The organism is Pseudomonas sp. MF06569, from assembly GCF_059862735.1.
Window position 1 is genome coordinate 1 of the sequence record NZ_JCBCUZ010000060.1, and the last position, 3,872, is coordinate 3,872.

The 3,872-nt window shown below is 37.0% G+C and carries 3 protein-coding genes; all 3 read right to left on the reverse strand.

The window, feature by feature from the left end; genetic code table 11:
* Positions 1 to 344: 344 nt before the first annotated feature.
* Entirely contained in the window at positions 345 to 1,745 is a 1,401-nt protein-coding gene (locus AC19YQ_RS24715) for a relaxase/mobilization nuclease domain-containing protein (protein WP_500596163.1), read from the reverse strand.
* A gap of 1 nt (position 1,746) precedes the next feature.
* Positions 1,747 to 2,523 (reverse strand): hypothetical protein, encoded by a 777-nt coding sequence (locus tag AC19YQ_RS24720; protein ID WP_500596164.1) that lies wholly within the window; start codon positions 2,521 to 2,523, stop codon positions 1,747 to 1,749.
* Between the two features lie 276 nt (positions 2,524 to 2,799).
* On the reverse strand, positions 2,800 to 3,872 hold a 1,073-nt coding region (locus AC19YQ_RS24725), incomplete at its 5' end, for a recombinase zinc ribbon domain-containing protein (RefSeq protein WP_500596165.1).

Sequence of the window (3,872 nt, forward strand, 5' to 3'; positions counted from 1 at the left end):
AAGCGCTTCGATTTCAAATGCCCGATCGAAGTCATGGGAGAGGTGATGCAGGAAGCCTTGGCTATGCGGCATGATGCTCCGGCTTCAATTCAATAACCGTGTTGCACTCAGCTCCTGCAACCGCCCAACCTTGGCAAATGTAGGAAAGTCTTTAAGCTCTTTTTCTGATTGAACATGATAGTTCAATGGTTCAAAAATATTTTCAAAATAATTTGTAGAAGGTCTTGCATTGTTAGAATAAATGCTATAATTGAATAGTAAACTCATTTGTTAAATAATTTGTGGTAAAATCATTATAACAAATAAAAGATTTAATCAAGTCCCTAACGGGACTTTTTCTTTATTTATATCTTAGGTAAGTTCCTACGCTTCTTTTGTGCTTCTTCTTTTATGGAAGTATTGTCTGCCGGGGTTTTAAGAGGTGGTTCGTGTCGAACTGGATTGGCAGGCTCTGTGGCTTCAATGACCGGCGGTTTTGGCTTTTCCAGCAATGCCAGGCTCAACTGGAATGAGGTAGGGGAAAACGCTTTGTAGCGCTCTGGATGCAGTGAATACCTTTCAAGCAACTCTTTCATATCATGGGCTGTGGGTGTGTAGCCTTCGATTTCAAGGCCCATGAGCGAGCCTACCAGCCACGCTTTTCGTTTAAAGGCATCATCACCAAAGAGATCGTATTTTGTGCCTCCATTCCTCTCTTGGAGAGCCTGAAATCCGGCTTTAATGCTCATTTCAGTTGGATTTTGAAAACTGCAAGAATTGTCAGAAATGACAAAACTTGATTTGAATTTCGGATTACTGCTTGTAAATGTCTTACCATCGGGTGAGTCGAATTTTTGATAAAGCAATTTTTTTCGATTTGGTTTGTCGAAATTTCGCTTTGGCGATATAGCACCAAAGCCACAAGGCTGATTGAATTCTTGCCTTGGTGGTGCATCTTCAAAACTACGCATCAATTCGACTAAACGGCCCTCATCATCGATCTTGAAATGTTGGAGCAATTTCGAGATTTGCAAGCCTGCGGAGCTTGGTTTTATTGATGTTGAAGCTTTTGTAATGTAATAGCCCGAAACCTTGGCAGGGTCTTTTTTGCTGTTGTTCAGCTTGATGGTGTAACCATTTTGTTTCATCAAATCAAAAAGCTGACGTGCTGTTACTGATTTTTCAAACAGTGATTTCAGTTCTTTTTTATATTTTGATTCATCACTTTGTTTGCCAGTGTGGTGCTCATATTTCCTTGCACCTGCTGTAAGGTTGATACGACTTTCATCATTTCTTGATTGCTTGATTTGGTCGTTCTTCAAGCCATATTTTATTTCGAGTTCTTGGACAAGCTCTTCAATTTTTCGATAATTGTTTTTTTGGAAAAACGGTTTATTGTCAAAATCTCGATTTTCCATAATTAGATGAACATGAGGGTTTTTAGTATCTCGATGAACTGCAAAGGCATAATTTCTATTTGCACCAAAATGCTTTTCAACCAATTCATTAGAAATCTTTTTTAACTTTTCATCAGACAACTCGTCATGGCTTTCTTCAAAACTGATGACATAGTGCATTTCATTCGATTTCTGTTTTGCTGTTAATCTACTATTGAAGTCGTTTTGAATGTCTTTGGCGGTTTGTTCTAAGTTAATAAAGTCGATAGGAATATTACCGCCAATGGCGGTGCATTTCTCTTTATTGAAAATATATTTGGCAAGGTTTTTGGTATTTGGCCTTATTCGTTGTATTTCTTTGATTAGCATTTTACACCTCCATGCTAATCATTTTCCTTAAACCAGAAAGAGAGTTTAAAATATCGTTATGGAGTTCGGGAAATACTTCTAAAAAATATTTATTGAAATCTTCAATTGACCCATTTGAGAATCTGTTATGGGCATAATCAGCATAGGTTTTGAAAGTAGAATATCTGTCTGCATTCAAAGCAAAAAAAGATGATGCGAAAGCAGAGTGATAAATTTTCAACTCACTCATAAATTGGAAAAACAAATCATCAAATGTAAGCTTCTTGCTCTCCTTCTTGAAGGACTTGAATTTTGCCTTAATAAGAGAAAAATCTTTTTCCGAGTATGTGAGATTTAATTTCTTTGACTTTAAACTATCATCATATATTGGCATCGCTTCTGAAAAACATTTGGCACTAACAGATGGCTTAGCTCTAAAAGTTTTAGAGCTAAACAGAAGTTTTGAAATGTCTACTCTCGACTGTCTCAATTGACGAACAATTTTATCTGTGTCGGACGTTTTATAATTAAGATTGTCGCTTAAATACATTGAGTAATTTGTTGTTAGGTTTGCAAGGTATTGATTGTAATTCTTTAATACAGCCTCGCTGTTGTTCTTTGCCATTATGTATGTTGCGCAATCATGCAGTATGTAATCTTTGAATGCCTTTGCAATTGAAAAAGCATTAGATGAGACTCTATTAAAGCTGGCGATGAAATCTTCTAAAATCTCATGATTAACTTCTGTTAAGCATGGGCATATTCTCTTTACTGGTGTTTGTTTTTTTGATGTTGTCATAGTGTTGAATAATTATTTTATACACTAATTTTAACATATTTTATTTTAAAAACCGCCGTTAAGATTTGGGATATGACCCTTGTGGGAATATCCTTGCCCCGACGATAGGAGGGCAAGCATAAAAAGCAAACATACCGTAAGGTTATGTTTGAGGGAAAACCGCCAGGGTTGACCGTCTTTTTATTCTGCTTGCTTCTTTTGATTACGCTTTTGATGTATAGGTTGTTAGCAACGTCTTTGATTTCATTAGTCATAGCAGAAGAAAAAAACGGATTTTTAATCCGGTTTTTTGTTGTGCTGATTGATTTCAATGATAGGCATAGATGCAGGGTCAAACATCTCGAAAACCTGACCTTCGATTTCATCAGCATAAGGGTCTGTCTGTTCTTCATGAATTACTAAATCACTGGTTTGATTTTGTGGTAAATCATGCTCAATTCTGTTTATAAAATCGTCTTGCTTGTGATAGCTGATTTCAGTTTCAAGCCTATCTTCGATTGAAATTTCGATCACAAAATCGCAACCATCCTGACCTTTGCCAATTGAAATTTCTGCTTGGTTTGTTCTCAAAATCTTATTTATTATTGCACGCTGTTCTTCATCATTTAATGCTGCATCAAGCTGTTCATAATCAAAAAATTCAGCTTCATTTTGTGAACGCTTCAAAGCATTTTCTGCTTTGACTTCATCAATTCTTTTTTGAGTTTCATCAGAATCTTTTTCAAGTTCTTCAAGCCGATTGATAAGAAGTTTTGAGACTGTGCCCATTTCGATTGCTTTCAAAATGTTCGATTTTTGGTCTTCTACTTTTAGCAATTTCGATCTTAATTTTTCAATTTCTGCATCGTCGATTTTCGTTTTTTGAGTCAGGGATTTTTTCAGAATTGATAGATTTACCTCATTGAAAAAAACACGCTCAACGTCATCATAGTCAAACCAAAGTCTACCTTTTTCAATGCACTGGTTTGTTTCTGACTTCGTGCACACAAGGTATTTCTTTTCTCCTTTTTTCCATTTCATATGAGACAAACGCATTGGAGCAAAGCAACAGCTACAAGTCATAACATTGCGAAAAATATTTTTAAATCCAGAGACTCGACCAGTGGACTTGGTTGTTCTTCTGTTTTGAATTTCAGCACGCAGTTCTTCAAATTCAGACCGGCTAATCAATGCAGGATAATAGTCATGAATAACTTCGCCGGGCACTCTGATTTTATTCCCAGGGCGGCCGCGAAAACTGAGTGCAACACCTGACCTTTCCGGTACGGTGCTGCCCCTATGTCCTATTCCGAACTCAGCGTTGAAGAGCGCGCGATCATTCAGCTCAGTCAAGCTCAAGGCTTCACCCT